The following is a 26,148-nucleotide window of genomic DNA, read 5'->3' on the forward strand; positions in this document are numbered from 1 at the left end:
GGCCACGCTTGATGCCGCTGCGTGCCAGTGCTTGGCCGCCAGCCTGCCTAGCTGCTGTGGACCAAGGCGACCAGCTTGTCCAGATCGGCTTGACATGCCCTAAGAGCATGTTGCTCGATACGCCTATACAGAGCAATCACCAGATGCCCCGTTTCAGTGAGCTCCGTACCACCTCCATGAGAACCTCCCGTCGATGTGATCACCGCCGGCTTATTCAGCGCATGATTGATGCCATCGACCAGCAACCAGGCCCGGCGGTAGGACATGCCCAGGGATTTGGCGGCCGCAGCAATGGATTTGGTTTCGTTAATGGTCTCCAGGAGTTCGATTTTCCCAGGGCCGATGGCAATGATGTCACCGGCCATCACACGCATGCGCAGCTTCACTTCAGGTGAAGCGAGATTAGAGCGTGAAGGTGTATTGGACATGTGGTTTGAAAGCGCAAGATGTGTTGTTACTGAAGGCTCAGCGTAACCACGTCGCCCTGGGCGGAACTATTCCGGCACAGCACGAATTATGACGATGGCTGAAGCCTCAAGTCCTAAGCATCAGCGTAGTCAACAAGCTCGGTTCATATGGTCGGATTGCCAAAACCGCTGAACATCGAGGCTGAATGCGCGGCAATAGGCCTTCAGCTCTTTTGCGTGAGCGCTGACTGCGGACTTTGCCGTAAATCATTTGCTGCATGCGACGACCGCTCGTGACTGCACAGCCCCCCGGAGTCGTGGCTCAGCTGAGCGCTGTGAAGCGATGACTGACAGGCCGCGACGTGACCATGAGCAGCTCCAATCACGGCAAAGCCGTCTCCTGGCACAGGACTGCATTGTGTCGATATGCGACAGCCGCAAAACGTGCCGTTGTTGTCCATCGACTCTGCGATCTGCTGATTCCAGGGCCTCACTCCATATCGGAACCTGTGAGGCCGCATACCGGAGCAAATTGCAGGTTCTGCAACCTCGAGCTTCGCAAACGCGCCCCCTGGCGCCTCTTGACTCCAGGTTGTCGAGAACCGGCAGCTACCATGAGTTGCGCACACAGACATTAGCTTTAGCATTGGCATGGCTTGTAAACCCAATCTGCCTGCAATAGGCTTTGATACCTCCTGTCAACATCTGTGAAGTGCGCATGGCGGATCATCACAGCCCAATTCAGGAGGCTCGTCCCTGATGACGCGTGCGATGTCAGCGGCGGTGTGTATGGGGTCGCGCGCAAGGAGACTCTGATGTCTCATTTCTCGTTCGCTCGTTCGGCCAGCCTCGTCGCGCTGGCAGTGATTCCTATGGCATCCTGGGCCATCCACGGCACCGAAGGTGTCGAGTGGGGAGCACCGCCTCCGGTTCTCGCCAAAGGAGCCAAATTCGCGGTACTCCTAGGTGATCCCAATCAACCAGGCCCCTATGTGGTGCGTCTGTCCGTGCCCGCCGGCTATCGCGTCTTGCCGCATTGGCACAGCCAAGCCGAGAACGTGACCGTCATCTCCGGCACGGTCATGATCGGAATGGGCGACAAGTGGGACTCGAAGGCACTCAAAGTCCAAAAAGCCGGCAGCTTCGGTTCGATTCCGGCCAAGACCAATCACTTCGCCATGTTCAAGGTTCCAACAGTGATCCAGATCCACGGGGAAGGCCCATTCGACCTGAACTACGTCGATCCGGCAGATGATCCGCAAAAGGCGCACAAGTAAACCCAAGTGCACTCCCAGCGTGCTCTCGGCGGAGCCGCTGGCGTGCCCCCTCGTTCAGACCAAGCGCATCAGGAACAGCTTGGCAGATGGCATCGTTCCCGGTCAGCACCGTTGATACAAGGCATTTGACATTCTCATGATGTCAGGGTTGAGACTTGACTCACAACCTTGAAAGGAACATGCAATGACTGCTTTTCGTGTGACCGATATGACATGCGGTGGCTGCGCTGGGCGCATCAAACGATCAATTGTGGCCATGGATGACAAGGCCTGTATCGAGTTTGAGCTTAAGCAACGAACCGTGCTTATCTCGGGAACCGCATCTGACGCCGAGTTTGCAGAGGCCATCCAGGATGCGGGGTATACGCCTGAGCTAATTGAACCAACCTCCGCCCTGGCAGGCAATGCAGGCTCCAATACTGCTTGACGCAAATACCAGGCGACTCATCCCGGTTTTTCATGCTGCGGTGGCGATGATGCCCCCTCATGAGCTTCGACGACGGCTCGGGTAATGAGGAGACCGATTGGGCCTGGGAGCTCGCCAAAGTGATCGGCTCCCCCCTGAAGTGCTGGTGCATCCAGCGTACTCGTCATTTGCCGGAACTTCCGGCGCTTCATATTGCGATTGCAACCCTGGTGATCCTCCATGGATGCAATGAAAGCGGCCTAAAGACCAGGCTTTCATTTTGGGAAACAGGCGACAGCACGATCTGGGCATGGATACGGAATGCCACGAGCAGCATTCCGCCCCATTGCCCAGTTTTTCCTCAAGGAGCCAGAACCAGATCCTTGGTGGTCACATTGTTGGCAGTTGTCAGCGTCACGGCTGGTGCCGTGGTCTGGCTTGTGTAGCCGGAGGCACTACCCAGAATGCCGTATTTGCCTGCAGCAGCGGCGTCTACGGTGAATACCAAGGGGCCGCTTGCGACGTATGGTGCTTTATTGGGAGTCCCAAGCGGAAGAGTCAAGCTGTAGTTTGCATTGGATGGATCGACCATGGTCCATGCAACGTCCAGCCTCTGACCTTCACTGAGCACCTGTTGGGCATTGACCTCGGCATCTGTCAAAGGCGTATTGGATGCGTTTGTCACCTTGCCCGCAACAGTCGCCGAAGCAGATGCAGGCAGTGGATGGGGGACGTCGATGCGTTGAGCATGGTGGTACCAGCGGTGATCGAGACAGGAACGCCAGTCACTGCGGCAGTGGTCAGGTCCCGGCCTGCAACGACGACGGTGTAGTTGGTGTTCTCCGGCAGATATGCCAGCACGAACTTGCCGGAAGTGGCGTTGGGCACGGTGGCTCGCAAATTGTTGTCCGGGTCACGCGTGGACACCACGACGCTGAAGGCCAGAGCAGGATCCACATAGCCCACAATTGCTGTAGTCAACCGCTTGATGACGGCCACCACGGGTTTGAGGTTGTAGTTGCACGAGTTACCGGCCTTGACAATGGACTTGCAGGCATCGAAGTCCAGAACCATATCGGCGACCTGGCCGCCGGTGACATTGAAGTTGGCCTTGAGCTTGAAGCCGCTTTGTTGACCGCCGGGAGTGGTCAGCGCGATCTCGTTGGTCGAACCCGAAAGCACCAGTGCATTGGCCAACGGATTGGCGGATGTCGGATTGGACGGATTGTCAGCCAGCACCAAGCGGGTCTGCTGGTAATTGCCAGCCGGTAGCGGCAGAGAACCCAATTCCTGCAGTACCCCATTGGTGAGGCTGAGCAAGTCAATGCGCTGGGCAGGAATCGCCAGCTCGCTCCAGCCGGAATCCGTGGCACCTGCCGTAGCGCTCTGATGCACGCGGATTTTGCTGACCGTGACATAAACATGGTCGTAGCCGCAGGCCGGAGCGTCGGTCATCGCCAGCTTGAGCGTGCCTTGCTGTGGAGTGCTATCGCCACCACCGCCGCCGCCACATGCTGCCAAGCCTGCAGCAATCAAACCCAGACCCGCCCAGCACAGGATCTTGGCAGACCGAAATCCATGCAAGTCACTCATACGGTACCTTTTGAAAACAAAGACAGCGCAATGCCAGGAGTGCCCTTGGATACAGTGTTACGACTCGTAGAACCCAGCATTCGAGCCGATCTATGTGCAGATCCAACCATGCTCTACCTTCGGTAACAAAGCCATTGAAACCTGCCTCCATATGCCACGGTCATCACCGAAAATAGGACATGGTCGAGGTGATTCAGGTATGGGGGTCCATGAAGGCTCGAATGCCAAGCCTGCATTGCCGCCATTGAGCAATCATTGATAGAGAAGTACAGACAAAAGCCATGCTGCGCAGCAAATTGGGAACACTGCTGGTGGTCAGTGCGGCACTTTCTTGTGCAGCAGGATTTGCCCTGGATGCCCAGGGCAGCATCGCGAACCTTGAGCTCTGGATAGCTTTGGCAGTCCTGCTGCTCCTCAGCGGTGCAGTCCTGATCGTCTTGGGCCAGAACGACTAGCCCTTTGAGGCTGAGCGGCGTTGTTGCCTGCATCAATCGCGACGACTAGTTCCAGGCCTTGAGCAAAAATAAATGGTGACGCCGCCGAGATCCCGCCGATCACTCTCAAGGCCCCCTGCAGCTCTCTGTGACATGCGGCAGATCCAAAGGATCCATATGAAAAAAGTGCTAACGCTGGTCGCGACAGCTTTGCTGCTCAGCGGCTGTGTCGTGTATCCGAACGGCTACTACGACGACGGATACAGAAAGCCTCACCCTCATGGGTGCCCACCTGGGCAAGCCAAGAAAGGCAACTGCTAGCACTGAACCTCGCTGTGCTCGGCCCATAAGCACTTGCAGACATGAATCCATCCGGTTGACTGTCATTTGCCCATCATGGCGCCACCGTTGACACAAGCTGACTGCCGGCACAGGCCGGGATCAGGTGCTCACGAACTAAGGCAAATTTTCCAGATGGCGCAGAGCCATCAGCTGCCATATCGACAGAATGAATGTAGCCAGCATCAGCGCAATCGACATGGGCTGAATGAACGACTCGCTGCCTTGGAGGAAGAAAAACGCGTGAATGCCTACGGTCAAAAGGCCGAGACAGGCCAAGAACTTGTAGAAAGGCAAGCCGGTTTTCATGTTGGAGACAACCCGGCTGTGCGAGTACAGGACCAATCCAATGATTGGAATATTGAGTAGCAGGTTGATTTGATTGCCGCCAGGAATGAGGAACAGCTCCCATTCATGCCAATAGGCAGCGTCAATTTGATGCGTGATCAGAATGGTGGCATTTGCCAGAAAGAGAAGGCGAAGGCGGTCTTGCATGGGCATTAACAGTGCTTCTGTCTATCTTGCGGACATAAAGACTACCCTGGCCGGGCTGTTCAAGCAATTCAATCGGGGATAGCCTCTCACGACCAAGAGCGACCGGTCATGAACATTTACGGACTGCTCGGGCTGGACTTGAGCAAGTGACTTTGACGCCTTGACGCAGGCTACTCACCATGTAGTTGCTTGCGCAGTGGCGGCTCAGGCGTCAACGTGAGCACCCGAACTGGTCGTTCCGCCGAAACCCGTCAGATCCGGTCACGGGAAGACTGCACATGCCAAGCACTCACTGCCGCAACCACTCCGCAAGAATTCGATTGCCGATGCCTGCTTGGTATCCGCTCTCACCAGTCAAGCATCGCCGATCCGCTGAATGCATCAGTTCGGCACGAATGCAGACGACCTGTTGCGCCGGCCAACTCCAGGTACATACTGACTCAACGCACGATCAAAACCGGCATCTGTGCCAAGCGCAAGACTTTGCAAGTCACCGACCCGAGCAGTACGGCTTATGTTGCCGTTAGCCCATGGGAGCCGATGCAAATACAGAAGCAGCCAAGAGATTCAGCCAAACCCACGATCACGATTGCATCATCACCCATGACGACATGAAGATGCCAGGGGATAAGGGTAGCGGATTCTGCGAGCGCTCGGCGCGCCCGGGCCGTGGCTGCCCAGCCGTATCGACCCAACTCGGTCTCCGCAGCCTCATTGCTCAATCAGGACTGCACATTCACGAGGTCAAGCATGCTGCCTTGCCTCATTGCCACCAAACGGGCACCCACGGCAACAGCACGCGAAGAGCATGCGGAGCCGTCCACTGCCACCAGCCAACGTTCGCCGCCGGTGTTCGCACAGCTGCACTCGCCTTTCCACGTCAATGAAATCAGCCTGCCAAGGCTATCGCGCCGCTCGAATCAGGCGCAGGCATGAGTGCAGGCATCGCTCATAGAACACTCCTTGAAGATTTTCGGCCTGAGAGCTTCACGCTAAGCAGCACGGAAATCAGGACAATCGAGCCAACAATGAGTAGCGACCAATGCACGGGCATATGAAACCAGGGCATCATCAGCATCTTGCCTCCGATGTAGATCAATACCAGAGCAAGGCCGTACTTGAGCAGATGGAAGCGTTCGGCCATGTCGGCCAGCAGGAAGTACAGCGCCCTCAAACCCAGTATCGCGAAGATATTGGATGTAAAAACGATAAATGGGTCGGTGGTGACAGCGAAGATGGCCGGAATACTATCCACGGCAAAGACCAGGTCACTCGCCTCAATCATCAGAAGCACCAGGAACATCGGTGTTGCATGAAGCAATCCATCGATGCGTACGAAAAACGACTGGCCGTGAAAGCCTGGCGCTATACGCATGTGGCAGCGCAACCAGCGTAGCAGTGGATTCTTTTCCAGATCGGGCTTTTGCTCAGCCATGATCAACATCTTGCCGCCCGTGACCACGAGCAGCAGCCCAAAAACGTAGAGCACCCACTCAAACTCGGAAACGAGCCAGATTCCGCCAAGAATCATTGCTGCCCGCATCACGATCGCTCCCAGAACTCCATACAGCAGCACGCGTCGCTGCAACTCTGGCGGGACAGCGAAGTAGGTAAAGATCATGACGAAGACAAACATGTTGTCTACCGACAATGCCTGCTCTATGAGGTAGCCGGTAAAGAATTCAAGTGCCTTGCGATTGGCAATTTCACGACCTGCGGTAGCGTCCAAATACCACCATAACAACGCGCCGAATGTGGTGGCAAGAGCCATCCAGGTGGCAGTCCAGCTTGCAGCCTCCTTGGCCGATACGCGGTGAGCCTTGTTTCCTCCGAGGACAAATAGATCCAGGCCCAGCATGATGAGCACAAAGACAATGAAGCCGACCCACATCGGGCCAGTTGCCAAGGTTTCGATGTTGTGCATGAAATGGCCCCAAGCGTTTGCTTCTTTTGCCTTGAGATACTGCTTGCACCAGGGGCCGCTGACATGCCCCGGCCAACCGCAGAGACAAGGCGAAGCAACGGTGTAGCAAGGGAAGTGCGAGCGGCTCTCAACGTCGCTGTCGAACTCTTAACTGGAAGCCATCCATAGAGCCACAATGCCCGCTCCGGCACCGACTCCCGCAGGAATACCAATGCGCTCCAGCTTCGAGGCAGGCTCGCCCGGGATCACCTCTACAGGCACGCTGGTTCGCTCCAGCACCTGATTCGTCACTGAATTCTCGATAAGACGTACCAAGGAGCTCTTGCGTGCCGTACTCATGACAATCAGGTCGCAATGAAGCCTGTGCGCGGCATCCACAATGCAGTCAACCTTGTTGCCGACTTCCGAGTGGACAGCATATGGAATCCCGGCGGCATCCAGCATTCGTCGAGTGGTCAAGAGCACCGACTCCGTCTGCTCGTGGTGAAACTCCATCCTGTCACTCCTGCTTGAGTAATCGGTGATGAGTTTCGAGAATGGTGGCTGCACGTTCAGGAGATGAATCTCCAGATCTTTGCTCTTCCTGAACTCGTCGATCACGTGACGTATTGCAAACAACGAATTGGCTGATCCGTCTGACGGGACAAGAACTCTCAGCATGGTGCCTCTCCTTTGAGGTGAGCTGCTTGGTGCAGTGACTCACCTGAGTGAATCCTCGTTCAAAGACCGCTTGCGCCTCCTGATTCGAAGGTTCTCTGCCGAGCACTTCTCCTGGCCCTGGACAACACCAACGATAGCGATGCTGCAATTTAATAAAAGCAGATAATTCGGAAGCAATAGCTCCGAAAAGCCGAACAATGAGCCCTGGCTTCAGTTACAGGCACCTTTACTATTTTTGGGTTGTCGCCAAAGAAGGAGGCATGGCCCGTGCTGCCGAGCGCCTGGGCATGGCTGTACAAACTGTTAGCACCCAAGTTCGTGAGCTGGAGCGGTCACTGGGCTATGCACTGCTCAAACCTGCAGGGCGAGGCGTTGTCCTGACAGACGCAGGACTTGCCGCCATGCGACAGGCAGAGCAAATCTTCCAGCTAGGGGAACAGCTGCCTGCGGTAGTGCGTGACGCAGTGGGCATGCCGACCATGCGCTTGATCGTCGGCATCGCCGACGAGTTGCCCGAACTGGCGGTGCGAAGCCTGATGCAACCCGTGATGCAGGAACCCCATCTTCGACTGTTGTGCTTGGTTGACGAATTCGAGGATTTGCTGGGCGACCTGGCTTTGCATCGACTTGATGTCGTTCTTGCCGACCGGGCCGCTCCTCCAAACCCCAACCTGAAGGTCTACAGCCACTCTCTGGGCTCATCCCCGTTGGCCTGGTACGCACCTGCATCCTTGTTTGCGGCAGCTCGGCAAGGCTTTCCACAGTCTCTGGCCAAAGTTCCCGTACTTCTGCCAACGGCCCATGCGGCAGTACGCGCAAGGCTTGATCAGTGGTTTGAACGAGAATCCATCAAACCGCATGTCATAGGCGAGTTCGAGGACAGTGCATTGCTCAAGACGTTTGGAGCAGCTGGCATGGGTGTCTTTCCAATGGCCAGCTTGGTTCACGAAGACTTGACGACCCGATATGAGGTGAAGCGTTTGGGCGATTGCGAGGGCGTGGAGGAGCACTTCTTCGCGATTGGTGCAAGCAGGAAGGTACTACATCCGCTGGTGCAAAAGCTTTTTTCGACCAGAGGCTAGATTTCCTCGAGAAGCAAGCGCTCAGCACTGTCGGCGAATCGAGGTGTGGTGAAGCTCGCCCCTGCGATCACAAACCGTCTATGGCCGAAATCCCCAAGAGCCATCAAAGCAGACTGTTGTGAAATGTGAAGAAAGCGCTGTGCTGACTTATTCAAGCACAATCTTTACAAGCTCGATATCACCAGTGCAGGTGCTTAGACAATATGAAATCAACTCATTGGTTTGCTATTGATCGTAGTCACTTCTCCAGCATCTCCTATGCAATGCTCTTCGTGGCTGGAGCAATTGCGCTCTCGATGGCGGCGATCTGCGCGGCGGCTCTTTATCAAAGTCGGCTGGACACGATGAAGCACGCGGTGGAAACATCGCGTAATGTGGCTCTTCTCGCCGAAAATGATGTGGTTCGAAATCTCGAACTTTATTCGCTGTCATTGCAGGCCGTGATTGATGGATTGAACGATCCCGAAGTGATGGCGGCATCGCCGCATCTGCGCGAAGTTGCCTTGTTCGACAAAGCTGCGACTGCATCCTATTTGGGATCAATTCTGGTCTTGGATACCGAGGGAAACATTGCCATCGATGCACAGAAAGTCAACCCAGGCAATGTCAACTTATCTGGCCATGACTTCTTCACCGTACATCGAGAAAATTCAGCCACGGGGCTCTATGTGGGAGACCCATACGCATCACCACTGCATGACGGCGCCCTGAGCATTCCCCTGAGCCGTCGGATTTCTCATGCAGACGGCTCTTTCGCAGGCGTAGTGCTGATCGATGTCCAACTTGAATACTTCAGAAAACTATTTTCCGGGCTGTCGCTGGGTGAGAATGGATCACTCGCATTGATAAGAAAAGATGGTGCGATGATGATGCGCCAACCCTTTGATGCCAAGGTCATAGGGCGCAATATACGAAACGCAAACACATTCAAGCGGTTCATTGCCGAACCTGAGGGCAGCTTTTCAGATACCTCCTACCTCGATGGCACTCATCGCCTGTACTACTTCAAGAATCTTCCGAGCTTGCCGTTCATTATCATGGTCGCGAAAGCGCACTCCGATATTTTCACGGCTTGGCGACAGCGTGCACTGATCATTGCCTGTCTGATGGGGGTGCTCACAGCAGCCTTTATCGGCTTGTCCTTTGCTTTCGTGACACAGCTCAAGCGACGAATACGCGCAGAGTCGGAGCTGGCCTTGCTAGCTCGTACCGATGGGCTGACGGGCTTGAACAACCGCCGCAGACTCGACGAGATGCTGGATCAGGAATGGCACAGGGCAAGACGAAACCATAGTATCTTTTCATTGCTATTCGTCGACATTGACAGATTCAAGGTCTACAACGACACATACGGACACCAAGCCGGGGATGACGTCATCGCAACCATAGCCAAATGCATTGGTGACAATATTCGCAGGCCAGGAGATATCGCAGCTCGCTATGGAGGCGAGGAGTTCATCGTTGTTTTGCCGGATACATCTCTAGAGGGCGCTTCATGCCTTGCAGAAAGCATCCGCGCCGCCGTTTCGCAACTCTCTGTCGAGCACTCCGGAAGCGAATTCGGCTACATCACAGTCAGCATTGGTTGCGCGGCCTGGGAGCCAGAACACGATGCAGACGTAGCCTCGGTGATCCGTTCGGCCGATGAGGCGCTGTACAAGGCCAAGACGACAGGTCGCAACAAAGTTGTTGTATTCACCAAAAGTCCGGCACAGCGAGTAGCAGACTTTCGGGACACAACGCAAAGCCATAGCCAGTCCCTATCTGAGTCCGTCATGGAGGCGGCACCGGTGCTGATGCTTGATGAACACAAGAAAGAATGACGAAAGGTTGCAATGCCGCTCAACAATGTCTGCGTTGCCCTGGCAGCAGCAAAGACTGCAACGGATCTTGCCGACGGCCAGAATCTGTCTGTCACAAACTTCAGCTTCTGCGCAGGTGAGCTGCATTACGATCAACGCGAAAACTGCCACCACATTTTCAGCGAACCGCTCGACTGACATCGAGTTGAAGAGCAGGATGCATGCAGCATTGGCTGCTCAGGTTCCCGGTCGCCACAGACAAAATTGAAAGGCCATGCTCAGCCTGGGTTGCTGGAGCGTGATCTGCGAGCTCAAAGGGCCCAGCTGGCCCTGCGGGCATTGTGAATGCGGCGCTAGCTCCGCATCTAACGGTCAATTCAGCAGGAGTGAAGAGATGTCATATATCGATGGTTTCGTGATCGCTGTCCCCACCGCCAACAAGCAGAAGTTCATCGAGCACGCGCGCAAGTTCGACCCGATATTCATCGAGCTCGGCGCAATCAGGGTGATCGAGGCTTGGGGAGATGACGTCCCCGATGGCAAAGTCACCGACTTCCGCCGCTCGGTTCAGGCCACGGCCGAGGAGACAGTGGCTTTTTCATGGGTCGAATGGCCGGACAAGGCTACGCGCGACGCAGCCATGAAGAAGATGATGGAAGACCCGCGCATGGACCCATCCGCCCCCGGCAACCCGCCCATGCCCTTCGACGGCAAGCGCATGATCTTTGGGGGTTTCGAACAAGTCGTCGAAGTGAAGCCTTGAGGTCTGATAGTCAGCTCATTGAGCTGCCAGGTTCAAACCCAGGCAGCATCACCCTCTCACCCAGTTGCTTGATGCAATGCAGCATGGTCTCCACCAAGCTGCGCCGGTGATTGCCGCGCCAGCCATGGCTGGCCTGCGTCCAAAGCGCTTGCATGCGGCAGTCGTTCTCATTGCGATACACAAAGACATCGCCTTTGCACCTCCGGGCATTCTCTCTCGGGGGAGCAATGGGTGTACCGGGGCGACATGCAGTGGGCTGTGTGTCATAAGCTCCGTGAGCTGCGACGGTCAACCGCAACTCATCGCCGTGGGTTAGGCCTGCAATCGCAGCAGTACCGCCGCCCCGGAAATTTGAGTCCGGCGGACTCAGCAAGCAGAAGCAGCCCGCCCTCGCTGGATGGATGCACCGCCTGCCGATACCAGTGATCGCTATCTCCGGTACAACGCCGGCGGCTGAGCGCTGCCTTGTACTGCATCCCGTTGGTGCTCGATAGCGGGGCTGGACTGCCGCCGCGACACTGATTGATTCCACAATGCCGCCGCAAGCATCTGCCGGTTGCGCCCTTCAATGACGATGACACCTGGGCACACATGGACATCCATATGTGGCCAGGGTGCATGTCAATCGTGCTTATTTGGGGGAGAACAGGAAGTTCATCACATCGCCGTCCCTGACGATGTACTCCTTGCCTTCGGCGCGCATCTTGCCGGCGTCCTTGGCACCCTGTTCGCCCTTGAAAGCGACGAAGTCTTCAAAGGCAATGGTCTGGGCACGAATGAAACCGCGCTCGAAGTCACCGTGAATCACGCCCGCGGCCTGGGGAGCCGTCGCGCCGACACGCACAGTCCAGGCACGCACTTCCTTTTCACCGGCGGTGAAATAGGTCTGCAGGCCCAGCAGCTTGAAGCCTGCACGGATCAGGCGGTTCAGACCAGGCTCTTCCAGGCCCAGCTCCTGCAGGAACATATCGCGGTCTTCGTCTTCCATCTCGGCCATCTCGGCCTCGATCTTGGCGCAGATGGCGACCACGGGTGCGCCCTGAGCTTCTGCATATTCCTTGAGACGATCCAGAAAAGGATTGTTTTCAAAGCCGTCTTCGGACACGTTGCCGACAAACATGGCAGGCTTGGCAGTGATCAGGCAGAAAGGCTTGAGCAGGGGAGCATCTTCCTTGGACACCGACACCACACGGGCGGGCTTTCCTTCATTCAGGGCGGCCTGAATGGGGGTCAGCAGTGCCACCAGCTTGGCGGCTTCCTTGTCGTTACCGGACTTGGCGGCCTTGCTGTAGCGATTCAAAGCCTTTTCCACCGTGGCCAGATCGGCGAGGCACAGCTCGGTCTGGATGACTTCGATGTCGGAAATCGGGTCCACCTTGCCCGCCACGTGAATCACGTTGGGATCTTCAAAGCAGCGCACCACGTTGACGATGGCATCGGTTTCGCGGATATGGGCCAGGAACTGGTTGCCCAGTCCTTCGCCCTTGGAAGCACCGGCCACCAGACCGGCGATGTCCACGAACTCCACGATAGCGGGAACGATGCGCTCGGGCTTGACGATCTCGGAGAGCTGATCCAGACGCGGATCAGGCACTTCCACCACGCCGGTGTTGGGCTCGATCGTGCAGAAGGGATAGTTCTCGGCAGCGATGCCGGCCTTGGTCAGCGCGTTGAAAAGAGTGGACTTGCCCACGTTGGGCAGGCCCACGATGCCGCATTTGAGGCTCATGGAAATTCCTTATGTATCAATGCACTACCCGGCACCACACCCATGTGGCGGAAGTGCCCGATCCGCATCGTCGCGAATCCGGTTCTTTTGAAGCGTGACCCATAGGCACTCTGTTCACTCAGAGTTTCGTCCTGGTTTGGCCACGGAAAGCCCCCGATTGTAATGACCCGGCAATCTCTGCTCATCTGCGGTAGATTGCGCCGCGGTTCCGGCCAGAAAGCAACAAAGCCTGCGCAAAGACAGGCTTGGGAGAAAAATTCCGGGAAATGTCGGATCAATCAGCGGTCAACGCCGGCGAACTCTGTCGCATGGGGCCAAACAGTTGCTCCAACCCGGCAGTCTCCTCCAGCCGTCGGAACTGGGATTGCGGACTGCACAGATATTTGGTCATGCAGGGAGTCCGACAGCTGCGCATCAAGGCGGGCACCTTCTGGGCAAACTCCAGCACCCAGTCTCCGGCCTCACAGCCAATATGGCCATGACCGTCCGGCAGACAGAAATCTCTGTCGGGGGCACGAAAAGTCAGGCGCGCGATCTTTCCGGCAAAAGCACTGCCCCCGGTGAGAACCACGAAATCGCCAGATTTGAATTCAGCCATGCCGCCCTCCCCTCGTTGCTGCTGCCAATGGCCTTATTGGACACTGGTTCTGCTGCATCACTACTACAGGGATGCCCCAAGTCTTTGAGGGTCAAAGGCCTACACCCTCAATCAAAGCGCAGATTGCCCGCCAGTTGCTGGCCCACAACCAGCTCCGCTGCAGCATCCGCAACACTTGGCAGACCCAGCACTATGGCATTCATACCAAAAGTAATAGCACCATCCACACGCGGATCTTGGCGATAAATGGAAATTGAATCTCCCACTGCCGTGCCGGGTATGGCGGTGTCGGGGTCTACATCGGGAATCGGGCAGCGCGTACAGGGCTTGCAGGGCAGCAGGCTCAGACCGGGCAACTGGGGCAGATCCAGCTGTTCCACACGATCTTCATCATGGGCCTCGATATCGGCAATCACGATATTCGGACGAAAGCGCCGCGCATCGACAGCTGCCTCGCCAGCCTGCGTCAGCCGCTGATTGAGCTCATCCACGGCCGACTGGCTGAGCAGCAGCAAAGGATAGCCGTCGGCAAAATGCACCGGAGCATCGCCATCGCCCACCCAGCGTTCGCTGGCCCGGCGCGGTTGCGAACCATCAAAGCGCACCAGATGGCAGTCCTGCGCCAGAACCCGGCTCAGCCAGCTGCGTGCAGGCGCGGCCCATTCGCCGAGGTCCCAGGCATCGACCGTATCCTTCCAGACCCGCGCACGGCATTTGCCGCCCTGTACCAGCAAAGGAATCTGCAAGCTGTCCATGCCCGGAAAATGCAGCAGCAAGTATTCCTCCGTAATCTCGGGCCGGATCAGCGCCATGCGCGGATGACTGCGCTGGGTCAAGAAATCGCCATTGGCATCGACCACCATCCAGTGCCTGTCCCATTGCAGGCCATGGCGCGAGAGCTCGGCCTTCGGCACGGCAATACCGGCGCAGGATTTGACGGGGTAGATCCACAGTTCGGCAATCCGGCCCTGCACGTCATAGGCGGTGTCGGTCATCACATCTCCTTCGATTACGGATTCATCTCTCATTTTGCCCTCTAGTCCCTGCTTGACCTGCACAGCTCGCTATCAACAACATAGTTGACTGCAGTCGGCGACCGCATGACGTGAGGTTTCCTCCATGAGCGCAGGCCCTGTCCGCGCCTCCTACAATGCCGGACATGGCGCAAACCTTTGATGTATGTATTCGTGGAGCCGGCATTGTGGGCCGGACCTTGGCTCTTTTGCTGGCGCGTGAGCGTCTGCGTGTGGCGCTGGTGGCGCCGCCTCAGCCGCGATCCCCGCAACAAAAGGATGTGCGCGCCTATGCGCTCAATGCCAGTTCCAGGGCCGTGCTGCAGTCGTTGCGCTGCTGGCCTGACGACGAGGATGCCACACCCGTGGTCGGCATGCAGGTGTTTGGTGATCTGGACGGTCAGGTCCAGTTCGACGCAGCTTCTCAGGAAGTGCCGGCACTGGCCTGGATCGTCGATGTCCCCGCGCTGGAGCAGCGCCTGGCCGAGGCAGTGCGCTATCAACCCCAGGTGGAAATCGTCAAGGAACCGGTGGAGGCCGCACTCACCGCCGTCTGCGAAGGCCGCTCCAGCAGCACACGCACCGAATTTGGCGTGGAGTTCTCCGTCACACCCTATTCCCAGCACGCCATTGCCACCCGGTTGAGCTGTGAGCTGCCACATGGCGGCATTGCACGCCAGTGGTTCACGCCGGAAGGAATCCTGGCCTTTCTGCCCATGGGCGGACCCGACGGTCACGAAGTGGCCGTTGTCTGGTCTCTGGAACAATCGCTGGTGCCTGACTGGCTGAAAAGCGACGAAGAAAGCTTTACCACCCGCCTGCAGTCCATCAGCCAGGATGCTCTGGGCCAGCTGGAGCTGGTGGCCGAGCGCGCCACCTGGCCGCTGCAGCAGGCTGTAGCCGATCGCTGGTGCGGACCGCTGGACAGGAACAGCCAGCAAAGCTGGGTGCTGGCGGGTGACGCCGCCCACAACGTCCACCCGCTGGCCGGCCAGGGTCTGAACCTGGGCCTGGGCGATGTGCAGACGCTGGCACGCATCCTTCAGGAGCGCGACTACTGGCGCAGCCCCGCCGATCTGAAGCTGCTGCGCCAGTACGAACGTGAGCGCAAGGCATCTCTGGCCCCCATGGGCCTGGCCATGGACGGGCTGCAGCAGCTGTTTTCCCGTCCCGAAGTGCCTGTGCAGATGCTGCGCAACTGGGGCATGAAGGGTTTTGAGCGCAGCGGCCTGCTCAAGTCCTGGATGGCCAAGCAGGCCATGGGTCTGCTCTGAGAAGACGGCTCAGGGAACCCTTGACTCAGTCCGTACTCCAAGCAACAGCCCTGCCGTCCATGCATAGTGGATGGCAGCCGACCTCATTCTTTCCACGCTGCAGCGCGCTGCAGCCCATGACATCTTCCATGAAACTTGTTGCCTGCCTGCTGGCCACCGCCAGCCTGACCTTCGGCCTGAGCGTGCATGCCCAGGATGCCAATCTCAAGAAGACGCTGACCGAGCGCATTCCCCAGCTCGAGAAAATCGACGAGGTGCGCTCCACCCCCATGAGCGGCCTGTACGAAGTACGCGTGGGTACGGACATCTTCTACACCGATGCCAAGGGCAACTATCTGATTCAGGGCGAGCTGATCGACACCAAGGCGCGCCGCAACCTGACCGAAGACCGCATGACCCAGCTCACGGCCGTGGACTTCAAGCAACTGCCCATCAAGGACGCCATCACCATCGTGCACGGCAAGGGCGAGCGCAAGATGGCCGTGTTTGAAGACCCGAACTGCGGCTACTGCAAGCGCTTCGAAAAAGACCTGCAGAGCGTGGACAACGTCACCATCTACCTCTTCCTCTACCCCATCCTGAGCCCTGACTCGGCCGAGAAGTCGCGCAATATCTGGTGCGCCAAGGATCAGGCCAAGGCCTGGCAGGATCAGATGCTGAACAGCAAGAATGCGGCTGCCGCCCAGTGCGACCCCGCCGCCATCCAGCGCAATCTGGCTTTCGGCCGCAAGTACAAGATCACCGGCACGCCCACCGTGATCTTCTCCAACAATGTGCGTGTGCCCGGCGCCATCTCGGCTGCCGAGGTCGAAAAGCACCTGGCCGCCGCCAAGTAATCTCTGTCTCATTGCCGGAGCAGCGCGCACCTGATGCAGTTTCAGGCGCGCTGCGCTAGGTTCGCATGCTCCGGCCCGCATTTCTGGAGCTGCCATGACCTCTGTTCTCAACACATCCGGCATTCGCCCCGACATCCGCTTCGCCGTGCAGGCCAGCGCGGTGGACGCCCATCTTTTCGATGTGGAGCTGCATATCGCCCAGCCTGCAGCGCAGCAGCTGCTGTCGCTGCCGGTGTGGATTCCGGGCAGCTATCTGGTGCGCGAATTCTCCAAGAATCTGCAGGGCTTGAAGGCCACGCAGAACGGTGAGCCCGTGACCGTGCAACAGCTCAGCAAGAATCAATGGAAAATCGCCTGCAACGCTGATTCAGCGTGCGTTATCAGCTATCAGGTTTGCGCCTATGACACCTCGGTGCGCACAGCCTGGCTGGATCGCCGGCGTGGATTCTTCAACGGCACCAGCCTGTGCCTGCGCGTGCATGATCAGGAAGACCGCCTCCATGCGCTGGAGCTGCTCGGCAGCCCCGCCACCGAGGGCTGGCAGGTGGCCACCGGCCTCACGCCCGCGCAAGTCGATGCCAACGGCTTCGGCCTCTACACGGCAGCCCATTACGACGAGCTGGTGGACTGCCCCGTGGAGATGGGCCGCTTCTGGCGCGGCAGCTTTGAGGCCGGCGGCGTGCCCCATGAGTTTGTGGTCGCCGGTGCCGCGCCCAGCTTTGATGGCGAGCGCCTGCTGGCCGATACGAAAAAGATCTGCGAGACCGAAATCGCCTTCTGGCATGCCGACGGCAGCCAGCCGCCCATGGACCGCTATGTCTTCATGCTCAATGTGGTCGATGACAACTATGGCGGCCTTGAGCACCGCAACAGCACGGCGCTGATCTGCGGCCGCCGCGATCTGCCGCGCAAGGGAGAGGCCAAGGCCGGCGAGGGCTACAACACCTTGCTGGGCCTGATCAGCCACGAGTACTTCCACACCTGGAACGTCAAGCGCCTGCGCCCGGCCGAACTGGCCCGCTACGACTACGAGCAGGAGAACTACACCGAGCTGCTGTGGTTCTTTGAAGGCTTTACCAGCTACTACGACGATCTGTTCCTGCGCCGTGCCGGGCTGCTGGACAACAGCCAGTATCTCAAGCTCGTCACACGCACCATCAATCAGGTGCTGCAGACGCCGGGCCGCCTGGTGCAATCCGTGGCCGAGGCCAGCTTCGACGCCTGGGTCAAGTACTACCGCCAGGACGAGAACACTGCCAATCACACGGTCAGCTACTACACCAAGGGCTCGCTGGTCGCTCTGTGCCTTGACCTGGCTCTGCGCGCCCACGGCACGAGCAGCCTGGACGATGTGATGCGCGGCCTGTGGCGCTGCAGTGAAGGCGGCCCCATCAGCGAAGCCGATGTACTGACCGTGGTCAGCGAAGTGGGCAACCCCGAGATTGCCGGACAGCTGCAAACCTGGGTGCATTCCACCGAGGACCTGCCGCTGCGCGAGCTGCTGGCCCGGCATGGCATCAAGAGCAAGGCCGAGCCCGCACAGCTGGCGCAGAAACTGGGTCTGCGCGTCCAGGAAAACCATAGCGTGCAGATCAAGACCGTGCTGCGCGGCGGTGCTGCCGAGCAGGCCGGCATGATGGCTGGAGATGAGTGGCTGGCCGTCGAGGCCGATGGTCAGCGCTGGCGCATCAGCAAACTGGACGATGTGCAGTTGTACGCGGCCGGCTCCAATCAGCTCACGGCCTGGGTGGCACGCGACCAGCAGATTCTGCAGCTGACGCTGAACCTGGGCGGCCTGCTCGCCAAAGCCGCCAGCGAGGATGCAGATAGCGCCAGCCCCATCAGCAATCTGGGGCTGGAAATCAGCGACAAGGCCGCTGCAGAGCGCTGGCTGGCGGGCATTGCGGCCTGAACCCAGCCCCTAAGTGCCGTTGCAGCGCGACAGCCGGCAGCCAGACTCAGCGGTTATTCTTGGCAGCAGCCATTCATTCTTTAGCAGGAGACAAACTTGGCCTACGAAACCATCGAAGTCCGCGTGGAAGCGGAAAAAGTCGGCGTCATCACGCTGAACCGTCCCAAGCAGCTCAATGCCCTGAACGACCAGCTCATGGACGAACTGGGTGATGCACTTAGGAAGTTCGATGCCGACAAAAGCATTGGCTGCATGATCATCACCGGCAGCGAACGCGCCTTTGCCGCCGGTGCCGACATCGGTGCCATGGCCAAGTACAGCTTTGCCGACGCCTATGGCGGCGACTACATCACGCGCAACTGGGAAACCATTCGCAGCATCCGCAAGCCCGTGATTGCCGCCGTCAGCGGCTTTGCCCTGGGCGGTGGATGCGAGCTGGCGATGATGTGCGACTTCATCATCGCCGCCGATAACGCCAAGTTCGGCCAGCCCGAGATCAAGCTGGGCGTGATTCCCGGTGCCGGCGGCACGCAGCGCCTGCCCCGCGCCGTGGGCAAATCCAAGGCCATGGACATGGCGCTGACGGCCCGCATGATGGATGCCAGCGAGGCCGAGCGTGCCGGCCTGGTCAGCCGCGTCGTGCCCTTTGACAAGCTCATGGAAGAGACACTGGGCGCCGCCATCATCATCAGCGGCTTCTCTCAGCTGGCCGTGATGGCAGCCAAGGAGTCCGTGAACCGCGCCTTCGAGAGCGGACTGTCCGATGGCGTGATGTTCGAGCGCCGCCTGTTCCACGCCCTGTTTGCCACACAGGACCAGAAGGAGGGCATGGACGCCTTTGTGAACAAGCGCCCCGCCAACTTCACCCATCAGTAAGCAGCAGATTTTTCGCGAGAAATTTCAGAAAACCGATTGAAGCAGCGATTTTTTGCATATAATCGCTGTCTTCGGTCGTGTAGCTCAGTTGGTTAGAGCGCAGCATTCATAATGCTGATGTCGCAGGTTCAAGTCCCGCCCCGACCACCAAACAGAAAACCGCAGTGTTTGCAAAAGCACTGCGGTTTTTTCTTTGCCTGGTGCTGCCGGATAAAAAAATTCCCAAGTTTGCCGCCGGGCCACTGTTTTACCTCTAGAATTGCGCACTGTCGGTCGTATAGCTCAGTTGGTTAGAGCGCAGCATTCATAATGCTGATGTCGCAGGTTCGAGTCCCGCTACGACCACCAAATATAAGCCCCAGTTGCTCACGCAGCTGGGGCTTTTCGCTTTTTACAGAGGCGACATGGCGCCGCACTGCCCTTTCTGCCCTGCAGAAATCAACGCAGGCCGCGCCGCCATGCTCCAGCCGCTCAAACTCCCCTTCAAGGACTTTTTCGTGCCCGTTGCACCTCAAGGATGCTGCACGCACGCTGCGTGCCCGCGCGCTGGTCTTGCGCCCAGCGAGGGTCTGCTTTTTTCTGCAAAAGCCGGCCTGCAGGCACCCGAAGTCCGTCTTCGCTCAAGGACTCTCCCGTGACCACACAAACCACAGGCGCCGTGGCAGGCATAGCCGCGCCCGCCGCTCCAACAGAAGTCAACGGATACAGCTGGAAAGCACTCATGGGCTCGGCCGTCGGCTACGCCATGGACGGCTTTGACCTGCTGATTCTGGGCTTCATGCTCTCGGCCATCTCCAAGGACCTGAACCTCACGCCCGGCCAGGCTGGCTCTCTCGTGACCTGGACCTTGATCGGTGCTGTCTTCGGCGGCATCGTCTTCGGCATGCTCAGCGACAAATATGGCCGCATCCGCGTGCTGACCTGGACGATTGTGCTGTTTGCCGTCTTTACCGGCCTGTGTGCTTTTGCACAGGGCTACTGGGACTTGCTGATCTACCGCACCATTGCCGGCATCGGCCTGGGCGGCGAGTTCGGCATCGGCATGGCACTGGCCGCCGAAGCCTGGCCCGCCCGCCATCGCGCACGAGTCTCGTCCTATGTGGCTCTGGGTTGGCAACTGGGCGTGCTGGGCGCAGCCATGCTGACCCCGCTGCTGCTGCCCTCCATCGGCTGGCGCGGCATGTTTCTGGTCGGCGTGATTCCTGCTGTCGTGGCCTGGGTCATCCGCAACAAGCTGCATGAGCCCGAAGTGTTCGTGGCACGCAGCAAGAAAGAGCAGCCCTCGGCCATGCAATGCCTGAAACTGCTGATGAAGGACAAGGCCACGCGCAAGATCAGCCTGGGCGTGATCGTGCTGACCTCGGTACAGAACTTCGGCTACTACGGCATCATGATCTGGATGCCCAGCTTTCTGTCCAAGCAGATGGGCTTCAGCCTGACCAAGTCGTCGGTGTGGACGGCCGTCACCATCATCGGCATGTCGCTGGGCATCTGGGTCTTCGGCCAGTTGGCCGATCGCATCGGCCGCAAGCCCACTTTCCTGATCTTCCAGGTCGGCTCCGTGATCTCGGTGCTGGCCTATTCCCAGCTCACCGATGCCACGGCCATGCTGTGGGTGGGAGCCATCATGGGCCTGTGCGTCAACGGCATGATGGGCGGCTATGGCGCCGTCATCAGCGAAGCCTACCCCACCGAGGCCCGCGCCACGGCTCAGAACGTGCTGTTCAACATCGGCCGCGCCGTCGGGGGCCTGGGCCCGGTCGTCATCGGTGCGCTGGCCATGGCCTACTCTTTCCAGGTGGCCATTGCACTGCTGGCCGCCATCTATGTGCTGGACATGCTGGCCACGGTCTTTCTGATTCCCGAGCTCAAGGGCAAAGAACTTCATTAAAGATAGCTGCCATCGCAGCCCCATCAAGCGCCAGAGCCTTATAGCCTGGCGCTTTTTTATTGCCGCTGAGTCATCCCAAGGCAACAAGCCTCCGCTGGGGCGCCCGACGCAGGGGCAGCGGCCACACGAAGCGGGTACGTATGGGGGCTTAGCCCCTTATCTGCGCTGCCCGAACACTTCGCTGACCAATTCCCGCAGCCACTGGTTCGCGGGCTCCTGCGCAAAGCGCCAGCTCCAGTGCAAAGAGACATCGAAAGCACTCTCCGGCAGATCGGCCTGCAGCACCACATATCCGCCCTGCGCTTCAAAGGTCTCGGCAATCTCGGCGGGCATGATGACGGCCAGATCCGTCTGATGCACGATGGAAGGCACGGCCATGAAGTGGGCCGCCGACAGCCGCACCTGATCCTGCAACTCGAGCTTGCGCAGAATGCGCAGCGTCTCGGAATGCGAGCGCACGGCCACATAGTCGAGCCCGCGCAAATGTTCAGCGCTCAGTCTCTCGGCCTTCAAACCCTTGAGAACCGGATGCCCTTGACGCAGCAACAAGGCGTAGTGGTCGGACAGCAGCACCTTCTGCTGCGTGCCCGTCACACCAGGCAGAAAGCCGATGGCGATATCCAGCGAGCCGCGATCCAGGGCATCGGCAATCTCGCCCATGGGCATGGGCAGGGTTTCCAGCTGCACATGGGGCGCCCGGCCTCTCAAGGCCTGCATCAGCGGTGGCAGGAAGCGCGCCTCACCGATGTCACTGAGGTGAATGCGAAAGCACTGATTCGCCTGCAAGGGATCAAAACTGTGTGCCTCTGCCAAGGCCACCTCCAGCGTTGCCAGCGCAGTTCTTACCGCCTGAGCCAGCCGCTCGGCACGCGGCGTGGGGCGTACGCCCCCATGCATGCGCTCGAACAGCGGATCACCCAGCAAATGGCGCAGCCGCGTCACCGCCTGACTGGCTGCGGGCTGGGAAAGACCCAGCTCCTGCGAAGCGCGGCTGACGCTGCCGTGGCGGAACACCGCATCGAAAACACGCAACAGATTGAGATCCAGGCCTGATATATCCATTAAACGAATATCTCTTAGATGATTTATTCAATTGCTGGAAATTATCTCCAAAGGCAGGATTGATGCCAACAGTGCCAAGGCCCAGTGCCAGCCCGATCCAAGGAGAATTTTTTGCCCGCCAACACCGCCCCCAATGCCCAGGCCGCCGAGGTCTTCACCGTACGCCATGCCGTCATCAACATGCTGCGCGAGCTGGGCATGACGCGCATCTTCGGCAACCCGGGCTCCACCGAGCTGCCCTTGTTTCGCGACTATCCCGAGGACTTCTCATACATCCTCGGTCTGCAGGAAACCGTGGTCGTGGGCATGGCTGACGGCTATGCCCAGGCCACGCGCAATGCCAGCTTCGTGAACCTGCATTCGGCCGCCGGCGTGGGCCACGCCATGGCCAATATCTTCACGGCCTTCAAGAACCGCACGCCCATGGTCATCACGGCCGGCCAGCAGACGCGCTCGCTGCTGCAGTTCGACCCCTTCCTGCATTCCAACCAGGCCGCCGAGCTGCCCAAGCCCTATGTGAAGTGGAGCTGTGAGCCTGCACGCGCCGAGGACGTGCCCCAGGCTCTGGCGCGCGCCTACTACATCGCCATGCAGGAGCCGCGCGGCCCGGTCTTCGTCTCCATTCCCGCCGATGACTGGGATGTGCCCTGCGAACCCATCACGCTGCGCAAAGTCGGCTTCGAAACCCGACCCGACCCACGCCTGCTGGACAGCATAGGCCAGGCGCTGGAGAGTGCGCGCACACCGGCCTTCGTGGTCGGAGCGGCCGTGGACCGCAGCCAGGCCTTCGAGGCCGTCCAGGCCCTGGCCGAACGCCACCAGGCGCGCGTCTATGTGGCGCCCATGAGCGGGCGCTGCGGCTTCCCCGAGGACCATGCGCTGTTCGGCGGTTTCCTGCCCGCCATGCGCGAGCGCATCGTGGACAGGCTCTCGGGCCATGACGTGGTCTTCGTCATCGGCGCACCTGCCTTCACCTACCACGTCGAAGGCCACGGCCCCTTCATCGCCGAAGGCACGCAGCTGTTCCAGCTCATCGAGGACCCCGCCATCGCCGCCTGGGCACCCGTTGGCGACGCGGCCGTGGGCAATATTCGCATGGGCGTGCAGGAGCTGCTGACCCGCCCCCCGACGCATCCGCGCCCCGCGCTCCAGCCCCGGCCCGCCATGCCGGCGCCGGCGGCACCCGAGCCAGGCGAGCTGATGAGCGATGCCTTCCTCATGCACACACTGGCCCAGGTGCGATCGCGCGACAGCATCATCGTCGAGGAGGCGCCTGGCTCGCGCTCCATCATCCAGGCCCATCTGCCCATCTACGCTGCCGAGACCTTCTTCACCATGTGCAGCGGCGGACTGGGCCACAGCCTGCCTGCTTCCGTAGGCATCGCGCTGGCCAAGCCCGACAAGAAGGTCATAGGCGTCATCGGCGACGGCTCGGCCATGTACGCCATCCAGGCACTGTGGAGCGCCGCCCATCTGAAGCTGCCGGTCACCTACATCATTGTCAAGAACCGCCGCTACGCTGCCCTGCAGGATTTCTCCAGGGTGTTCGGCTACCGTGAGGGCGAGAAGGTCGAGGGAACGGACCTGCCCGACATCGACTTTGTGGCCCTGGCCAAGGGCCAGGGCTGCGACGGCGTGCGCGTCACCGAAGCAGCCCAGCTGCCCCAGGTTCTGCGGGACGCCCTGCGCAGCCCGCGCGCCACTCTGGTCGAGGTCGAGGTCGCCTGACCCGGCCCCGAGCCCTCGGAGACAAGACATGCACAACACACAAGAGCCGCAAGCGGCCACCGTAGGCATCCTGGGAGCGGGGGCCATGGGCACCCTGTTCGGCACCCGGCTGGCCCGGGCCGGCATCCCCGTCACGCTGGTGGATGTCAACGCGCAGTTGCTCCAGACCATACGCGAGCACGGCGTGCACTGCGAGACCGACCAAGGTCCGCTGCACGCCGGCGTTCAGGCCCTGCAGGCCCATGAGCTGACGCAGCCGCCCGCGCGCTGGCTGATCTTCACCAAGGCCGCCCACACCCAGGCCGCGCTGCAAAGCATTGCCCACCTGATAGGGCCTGAGGCCCTGCTGCTCAGCCTGCAAAACGGCATAGGACATATCGAGACCCTGCACGGATTTGCCGATTCCCAGCAGATCGCCGTGGGTGTGACGACATGGCCGGCCCGGTTGCTGGCTCCCGGAAAAGTGAGTTCGCTGGGCAGCGGCAAGATCCGCTTCATGCCGCGCACCGGACAGGTGGACGCCGGCTTCCAGGACTTCTGCGACGACCTCAACCGCGCCGGCCTGCATTGCGAGATCGATCCCGAGGTCGAGACCGCCATCTGGGAGAAGCTGGCCTTCAATGCAGCCTTCAACGGTCTGTGCGGCATCACGCGCCAGACCGTTGACGGACTGGCCAGTCCTCTGGGCCGCAGCCTGATCCGCGAAGTCCTGGACGAGGTCGTTGCCGTGGCTGCGGCCAACGGCATCGCCGTGGACGCCCTGCGCATCCAGGCCACGGTGGAGGACGCCCTGAACCATCATGTGGGGCACCAGCCATCGCTGCTGCAGGACCTGCTGGCGGGGCGCCCCACCGAGACCGACTCCATCCACGGCGCGGTGGTGCGCGCGGGCGAGCGGCATGGCATAGCCACACCCATGACACGTACCCTGCACCGGCTCATCAGCATGACACAGCAGCGCACGTCATAGGACAAGGACTCGGCGAAGACGCATCGAAGGCCCGGAAAAGACAGCAAAACAAAGAGAAAGACAGCAGGCACCGGGCCCACGAATTCAACAACAAGGAGACAACATGCGCAGAACCTTTCTCAAAGCCGGCGCTGCTTGCGGTGTACAGCTCATGCTGGGTACGGCCCACGCCCAGCCGACGTCCGGCAGGCCCGTGGAATGGGTGGTCGGCTTTGCCGCGGGCGGCGGCTCGGATGCCGTGGCTCGCGGCGTAGCCGAGGCCTGGGCCAAGCCCATCCATCGCAACATCGTGGTGATCAACAAGCCGGGCGCCGGCACCAACATCGCCGCAGAATATGCGGCGCGCTCGCGCGACCATGGCAACCTGGTCTTCACCGCCGACTTCGCCACCCTGGCCGCCAACCCGCATCTGTTCCCCAAGCTGGCCTACAACGCCGAGCAGGACTTCGTTCCCATCAGCCTGCTGGCGCGCTTTCCGCTGCTGCTGGTTGTCAACAACGAATTGCCGGTGCGCAGCTTTCAGGAATTCGCGGCCTGGGCCAAGGCCAACCCCGGCAAGCTCAGCTATGGATCTCCCGGGCTGGGCACCCCGCACCACCTGGCCACCGAACTGCTGGCCCAGAAGATGGGCGTGAAGATGACCCACGCCCCCTATCGCGGCGCCGGCCCGGCCATGCTGGATGTGATCGGAGGCCAGATTCCCTTCATGCTGGTGGACAGCGCCGCAGGCTTGCCCCACATCAACACGGGCAAGGTCCGCGCCATCGGCGTGGCCAGTGCGCAGCGACTCAAGACTCTGCCTCAGACGCCCACGCTCATCGAGCAGGGCGTGGCCGGCTTCGAGGCCTTCGCCTGGCAGGGCCTGGTTGCCCCCAGGGGCACGGATGACGCCACCATACAGATGTGGTCCAGGACGCTGCAGGAAACCCTGAAGACGCCGGCCGTGCAGGCCCGCTTCGAATCACTGGCCCTGGAGCCCCTGCCCAGCACTCCCGAGCAGATGCGCGAGTTCTGGCTCTCCGAGAAGAAGCGCTGGGGAGAGGTCATCAAGACCGCAGGCATCAAGCTGGACTGATC

At 59.6% G+C, this 26,148-nt stretch carries 25 protein-coding genes and 2 tRNA genes; 17 read left to right on the forward strand and 10 right to left on the reverse strand.

The window, feature by feature from the left end:
* Nucleotides 1-47 precede the first annotated feature (47 nt).
* Nucleotides 48-365 (reverse strand): winged helix-turn-helix domain-containing protein, encoded by a 318-nt coding sequence (locus CTR2_RS23585; RefSeq protein ID WP_003071090.1) that lies wholly within the window; start codon nt 363-365, stop codon nt 48-50.
* 857 nt (nt 366-1,222) lie between these two features.
* Between CTR2_RS23585 and CTR2_RS23590 the strand changes: the two genes are divergently transcribed.
* Nucleotides 1,223-1,684 carry a cupin domain-containing protein gene (locus CTR2_RS23590; protein ID WP_039049792.1) on the forward strand — a complete coding sequence of 154 codons (462 nt, stop codon included), beginning with the start codon at nt 1,223-1,225 and terminating at the stop codon, nt 1,682-1,684.
* Nucleotides 1,685-1,868: 184 nt separating this feature from the next.
* Nucleotides 1,869-2,111, forward strand: coding sequence for a heavy-metal-associated domain-containing protein (locus tag CTR2_RS23595; protein WP_087080514.1), 243 nt, complete (start codon nt 1,869-1,871; stop codon nt 2,109-2,111).
* A gap of 340 nt (nt 2,112-2,451) precedes the next feature.
* Here CTR2_RS23595 and CTR2_RS23600 read toward each other — a convergent pair whose 3' ends face one another.
* Both CTR2_RS23600 and CTR2_RS23605 read right to left on the reverse strand, forming a co-directional pair.
* Entirely contained in the window at nt 2,452-2,775 is a 324-nt protein-coding gene (locus tag CTR2_RS23600; RefSeq protein WP_310224508.1) for a hypothetical protein, read from the reverse strand.
* Entirely contained in the window at nt 2,772-3,683 is a 912-nt protein-coding gene (locus CTR2_RS23605) for a DUF4382 domain-containing protein (RefSeq protein WP_254913209.1), read from the reverse strand. The genes CTR2_RS23600 and CTR2_RS23605 overlap by 4 nt, the downstream gene beginning before the upstream one ends.
* Before the next feature lie 281 nt (nt 3,684-3,964).
* Here CTR2_RS23605 and CTR2_RS23610 point away from each other — a divergent pair, with 281 nt between their 5' ends.
* Nucleotides 3,965-4,138, forward strand: a complete 174-nt coding sequence (locus tag CTR2_RS23610) for a hypothetical protein (protein WP_176391585.1) — start codon at nt 3,965-3,967, stop codon at nt 4,136-4,138.
* A gap of 435 nt (nt 4,139-4,573) precedes the next feature.
* Here CTR2_RS23610 and CTR2_RS23615 read toward each other — a convergent pair whose 3' ends face one another.
* From CTR2_RS23615 to CTR2_RS23625, 3 genes are all read right to left on the reverse strand, one after another.
* On the reverse strand, nt 4,574-4,957 hold the full coding sequence (locus tag CTR2_RS23615) for a DUF6713 family protein (protein WP_087080512.1): 384 nt from the start codon (nt 4,955-4,957) through the stop codon (nt 4,574-4,576).
* 943 nt (nt 4,958-5,900) lie between these two features.
* On the reverse strand, nt 5,901-6,875 hold the full coding sequence (locus tag CTR2_RS23620) for a TerC family protein (RefSeq protein ID WP_087080510.1): 975 nt from the start codon (nt 6,873-6,875) through the stop codon (nt 5,901-5,903).
* Between the two features lie 147 nt (nt 6,876-7,022).
* Nucleotides 7,023-7,535: a universal stress protein gene (locus CTR2_RS23625; RefSeq protein WP_087080508.1), complete on the reverse strand. Its 513-nt coding sequence runs from the start codon at nt 7,533-7,535 to the stop codon at nt 7,023-7,025.
* Between the two features lie 197 nt (nt 7,536-7,732).
* Here CTR2_RS23625 and CTR2_RS23630 point away from each other — a divergent pair, with 197 nt between their 5' ends.
* The 4 genes from CTR2_RS23630 (at nt 7,733) to CTR2_RS23645 (ending at nt 11,182) form a co-directional block, all read left to right on the forward strand.
* Nucleotides 7,733-8,617: a LysR family transcriptional regulator gene (locus CTR2_RS23630; RefSeq protein ID WP_087080506.1), complete on the forward strand. Its 885-nt coding sequence runs from the start codon at nt 7,733-7,735 to the stop codon at nt 8,615-8,617.
* A gap of 203 nt (nt 8,618-8,820) precedes the next feature.
* Nucleotides 8,821-10,440, forward strand: coding sequence for a sensor domain-containing diguanylate cyclase (locus CTR2_RS23635; protein ID WP_087080504.1), 1,620 nt, complete (start codon nt 8,821-8,823; stop codon nt 10,438-10,440).
* A 12-nt stretch (nt 10,441-10,452) separates the two neighbouring features.
* Complete coding sequence (locus CTR2_RS23640) at nt 10,453-10,617, forward strand: hypothetical protein (protein ID WP_176391584.1); 165 nt, start codon at nt 10,453-10,455, stop codon at nt 10,615-10,617.
* A gap of 196 nt (nt 10,618-10,813) precedes the next feature.
* Entirely contained in the window at nt 10,814-11,182 is a 369-nt protein-coding gene (locus CTR2_RS23645; RefSeq protein ID WP_087080502.1) for a DUF1428 domain-containing protein, read from the forward strand.
* A gap of 631 nt (nt 11,183-11,813) precedes the next feature.
* Here the strand turns inward: CTR2_RS23645 and ychF are convergent.
* The 3 genes from ychF to CTR2_RS23660 all read right to left on the reverse strand — a co-directional run bounded on the left by ychF (nt 11,814) and on the right by CTR2_RS23660 (nt 14,504).
* Entirely contained in the window at nt 11,814-12,911 is a 1,098-nt protein-coding gene (gene ychF, locus CTR2_RS23650; protein WP_003075290.1) for a redox-regulated ATPase YchF, read from the reverse strand.
* Between the two features lie 274 nt (nt 12,912-13,185).
* Complete coding sequence (locus CTR2_RS23655; protein ID WP_087080501.1) at nt 13,186-13,509, reverse strand: hypothetical protein; 324 nt, start codon at nt 13,507-13,509, stop codon at nt 13,186-13,188.
* A gap of 107 nt (nt 13,510-13,616) precedes the next feature.
* A complete protein-coding gene (locus CTR2_RS23660; RefSeq protein WP_087080499.1) occupies nt 13,617-14,504 on the reverse strand; it encodes an MOSC domain-containing protein in 888 nt (295 codons plus the stop codon).
* A 164-nt stretch (nt 14,505-14,668) separates the two neighbouring features.
* Here CTR2_RS23660 and CTR2_RS23665 point away from each other — a divergent pair, with 164 nt between their 5' ends.
* The 7 genes from CTR2_RS23665 (at nt 14,669) to CTR2_RS23695 (ending at nt 21,311) form a co-directional block, all read left to right on the forward strand.
* Nucleotides 14,669-15,796: an FAD-dependent monooxygenase gene (locus CTR2_RS23665; protein ID WP_176391583.1), complete on the forward strand. Its 1,128-nt coding sequence runs from the start codon at nt 14,669-14,671 to the stop codon at nt 15,794-15,796.
* Between the two features lie 128 nt (nt 15,797-15,924).
* Nucleotides 15,925-16,632, forward strand: a complete 708-nt coding sequence (locus tag CTR2_RS23670) for a DsbC family protein (RefSeq protein ID WP_087080495.1) — start codon at nt 15,925-15,927, stop codon at nt 16,630-16,632.
* A gap of 94 nt (nt 16,633-16,726) precedes the next feature.
* The gene (locus CTR2_RS23675) at nt 16,727-18,544 is read left to right on the forward strand and encodes a M61 family metallopeptidase (protein WP_087080493.1); all 1,818 of its coding nucleotides are present in this window, start codon (nt 16,727-16,729) and stop codon (nt 18,542-18,544) included.
* Between the two features lie 96 nt (nt 18,545-18,640).
* Nucleotides 18,641-19,420, forward strand: a complete 780-nt coding sequence (locus tag CTR2_RS23680) for an enoyl-CoA hydratase (RefSeq protein WP_057093504.1) — start codon at nt 18,641-18,643, stop codon at nt 19,418-19,420.
* A gap of 73 nt (nt 19,421-19,493) precedes the next feature.
* Nucleotides 19,494-19,570 (forward strand) — tRNA-Met (locus tag CTR2_RS23685).
* A gap of 121 nt (nt 19,571-19,691) precedes the next feature.
* Nucleotides 19,692-19,768 (forward strand) — tRNA-Met (locus tag CTR2_RS23690).
* A 373-nt stretch (nt 19,769-20,141) separates the two neighbouring features.
* A complete protein-coding gene (locus tag CTR2_RS23695; protein ID WP_176391696.1) occupies nt 20,142-21,311 on the forward strand; it encodes an MFS transporter in 1,170 nt (389 codons plus the stop codon).
* A 156-nt stretch (nt 21,312-21,467) separates the two neighbouring features.
* Here CTR2_RS23695 and CTR2_RS23700 read toward each other — a convergent pair whose 3' ends face one another.
* Nucleotides 21,468-22,373: a LysR family transcriptional regulator gene (locus CTR2_RS23700; RefSeq protein WP_087080491.1), complete on the reverse strand. Its 906-nt coding sequence runs from the start codon at nt 22,371-22,373 to the stop codon at nt 21,468-21,470.
* Between the two features lie 111 nt (nt 22,374-22,484).
* On the opposite strand from CTR2_RS23700, the gene mdlC reads away from it, so the two are divergent.
* The 3 genes from mdlC to CTR2_RS23715 all read left to right on the forward strand — a co-directional run bounded on the left by mdlC (nt 22,485) and on the right by CTR2_RS23715 (nt 26,146).
* Complete coding sequence (gene mdlC / locus CTR2_RS23705) at nt 22,485-24,101, forward strand: benzoylformate decarboxylase (protein WP_087080489.1); 1,617 nt, start codon at nt 22,485-22,487, stop codon at nt 24,099-24,101.
* A gap of 28 nt (nt 24,102-24,129) precedes the next feature.
* Nucleotides 24,130-25,071, forward strand: a complete 942-nt coding sequence (locus tag CTR2_RS23710) for a ketopantoate reductase family protein (protein ID WP_087080487.1) — start codon at nt 24,130-24,132, stop codon at nt 25,069-25,071.
* Nucleotides 25,072-25,174: 103 nt separating this feature from the next.
* Nucleotides 25,175-26,146, forward strand: a complete 972-nt coding sequence (locus tag CTR2_RS23715; RefSeq protein WP_087080485.1) for a Bug family tripartite tricarboxylate transporter substrate binding protein — start codon at nt 25,175-25,177, stop codon at nt 26,144-26,146.
* Nucleotides 26,147-26,148: the final 2 nt, after the last annotated feature.

This window comes from Comamonas thiooxydans, from assembly GCF_002157685.2.
Classification (GTDB): Bacteria; Pseudomonadota; Gammaproteobacteria; order Burkholderiales; family Burkholderiaceae_C; genus Comamonas; species Comamonas testosteroni_H.

Bases quoted from the DNA above. Each gene is read 5' to 3' on its own strand.
- CTR2_RS23625 (WP_087080508.1), bottom strand. From the start codon at position 7,535: ATGCTGAGAGTTCTTGTCCCGTCAGACGGATCAGCCAATTCGTTGTTT.
- CTR2_RS23595 (WP_087080514.1), top strand. From the start codon at position 1,869: ATGACTGCTTTTCGTGTGACCGATATGACATGCGGTGGCTGCGCTGGG.
- ychF (WP_003075290.1), bottom strand. From the start codon at position 12,911: ATGAGCCTCAAATGCGGCATCGTGGGCCTGCCCAACGTGGGCAAGTCC.
- CTR2_RS23605 (WP_254913209.1), bottom strand. From the start codon at position 3,683: ATGAGTGACTTGCATGGATTTCGGTCTGCCAAGATCCTGTGCTGGGCG.
- CTR2_RS23610 (WP_176391585.1), top strand. From the start codon at position 3,965: ATGCTGCGCAGCAAATTGGGAACACTGCTGGTGGTCAGTGCGGCACTT.
- CTR2_RS23670 (WP_087080495.1), top strand. From the start codon at position 15,925: ATGAAACTTGTTGCCTGCCTGCTGGCCACCGCCAGCCTGACCTTCGGC.
- CTR2_RS23710 (WP_087080487.1), top strand. From the start codon at position 24,130: ATGCACAACACACAAGAGCCGCAAGCGGCCACCGTAGGCATCCTGGGA.
- CTR2_RS23590 (WP_039049792.1), top strand. From the start codon at position 1,223: ATGTCTCATTTCTCGTTCGCTCGTTCGGCCAGCCTCGTCGCGCTGGCA.
- CTR2_RS23665 (WP_176391583.1), top strand. From the start codon at position 14,669: ATGGCGCAAACCTTTGATGTATGTATTCGTGGAGCCGGCATTGTGGGC.
- CTR2_RS23635 (WP_087080504.1), top strand. From the start codon at position 8,821: ATGAAATCAACTCATTGGTTTGCTATTGATCGTAGTCACTTCTCCAGC.
- CTR2_RS23645 (WP_087080502.1), top strand. From the start codon at position 10,814: ATGTCATATATCGATGGTTTCGTGATCGCTGTCCCCACCGCCAACAAG.
- CTR2_RS23660 (WP_087080499.1), bottom strand. From the start codon at position 14,504: ATGACCGACACCGCCTATGACGTGCAGGGCCGGATTGCCGAACTGTGG.
- CTR2_RS23630 (WP_087080506.1), top strand. From the start codon at position 7,733: ATGAGCCCTGGCTTCAGTTACAGGCACCTTTACTATTTTTGGGTTGTC.
- CTR2_RS23700 (WP_087080491.1), bottom strand. From the start codon at position 22,373: ATGGATATATCAGGCCTGGATCTCAATCTGTTGCGTGTTTTCGATGCG.
- CTR2_RS23695 (WP_176391696.1), top strand. From the start codon at position 20,142: ATGGGCTCGGCCGTCGGCTACGCCATGGACGGCTTTGACCTGCTGATT.
- CTR2_RS23615 (WP_087080512.1), bottom strand. From the start codon at position 4,957: ATGCCCATGCAAGACCGCCTTCGCCTTCTCTTTCTGGCAAATGCCACC.
- CTR2_RS23715 (WP_087080485.1), top strand. From the start codon at position 25,175: ATGCGCAGAACCTTTCTCAAAGCCGGCGCTGCTTGCGGTGTACAGCTC.
- CTR2_RS23675 (WP_087080493.1), top strand. From the start codon at position 16,727: ATGACCTCTGTTCTCAACACATCCGGCATTCGCCCCGACATCCGCTTC.
- CTR2_RS23640 (WP_176391584.1), top strand. From the start codon at position 10,453: ATGCCGCTCAACAATGTCTGCGTTGCCCTGGCAGCAGCAAAGACTGCA.
- CTR2_RS23655 (WP_087080501.1), bottom strand. From the start codon at position 13,509: ATGGCTGAATTCAAATCTGGCGATTTCGTGGTTCTCACCGGGGGCAGT.
- CTR2_RS23585 (WP_003071090.1), bottom strand. From the start codon at position 365: ATGGCCGGTGACATCATTGCCATCGGCCCTGGGAAAATCGAACTCCTG.
- CTR2_RS23620 (WP_087080510.1), bottom strand. From the start codon at position 6,875: ATGCACAACATCGAAACCTTGGCAACTGGCCCGATGTGGGTCGGCTTC.